Source organism: Alcanivorax sp. HI0083, assembly GCF_001635175.1.
The window spans coordinates 1-1,039 of the sequence record NZ_LWFX01000315.1 but is presented as its reverse complement, the minus strand read 5'-3'; the positions used below and the strand labels follow the sequence as shown (position 1 = coordinate 1,039).

Annotated in this window: 1 protein-coding gene and 1 pseudogene; one reads left to right on the top strand and one right to left on the bottom strand. The window is 58.0% G+C overall.

What is annotated here, in order from left to right:
* On the bottom strand, positions 1 to 397 hold a 397-nt coding region (locus A3754_RS03330), incomplete at its 3' end, for a lysophospholipid acyltransferase family protein (RefSeq protein ID WP_369817567.1).
* Positions 398 to 810: 413 nt separating this feature from the next.
* Between A3754_RS03330 and A3754_RS03325 the strand changes: the two are divergent.
* A pseudogene (locus tag A3754_RS03325) lies at positions 811 to 1,039 on the top strand (hypothetical protein); the annotation flags it as partial.

Sequence of the window (1,039 nt, the reverse complement as noted above, 5' to 3'; positions counted from 1 at the left end):
CCTCCCAGCATCCCAGGTGGGGAGCCAAAATCATGATGGGTTTGCCATCCACCACGGCCTGGCGGAGCGGGGCATCACCGTCAACGGCGGCCACACGCTTCAGTCCCTGGTCGGGGTGCCGCCAGAACAGGGCAATTTCAAAGGTGTTCTTGATGCTTTCCACCAGTGATTCGCGAGCCAACTTGCGCCGCTCAGGTTCAGACCGGTCCGGGTAACACAGTGACAGATTCACTTCTGATACCCGGCGAGCATCGGTGGGGAAGGCGGCGATCAACCTGCCAAGGAGGGTGGCAGCCCAGCGATTGAGTGCGAATGGCAGGCAGGCAATCAGTCGCAGTGCGGTAACGGCGGTAATGCCTTTGATGCGTTGTGTTTTCGGATTGGTTCGTCGTCCCATGGCGGGAGAGTATAAGGGGCTCAGCGCCAGGGCGCAGCATTCTTTCTCCTTCTTCTTTGAGTATCCATATGAGCAAGGGGCGTGATGTTTTGTAAGGTTTTGTGCGATTGACCTGACGCTCACAAGCCGGGGCACAGCATCGACCCGTCAGTACACATCTCCGGGAGAAATGTATGAAGTCCAGGGCAGCACAGAACAGTCCGCCAGAAGGTGGCAGCGACGCCGCTCCATCACCTTGCCAATCACAACATCGCAGTTTGAAAACCTCTACTGGCAACTTCTCAGCCACGCTGGCGCTCATGGTAAAGTCAGCCTTGCTTGCAGGGGCAGGGCTGATCCTTGCTGGCTGTGGTGGGGATGACTCAACAGAGTTTATTGACCGACCAGTCCCTGTAGTCATTGAAGAGGACCCGGTGGCTGAAGGGAAAACCGTTTTCCGCTTTGAAACCTTCGGTAACCAGCGTTTCTGGACAGACTACATGCAGCTGCCCCAGGGGATTGCCGGCGCCGGGGTTACCCCTCTGGCTGCGCTGTCGCTGGGATTGAATGTCAATGTCGAAGCGCTCAGTCCGGGCACGGCATCCGCGCTACTGGATGCGCTGGATCAGATCGAAGGGGGGGCGGATCCTGCGGATACAGTGC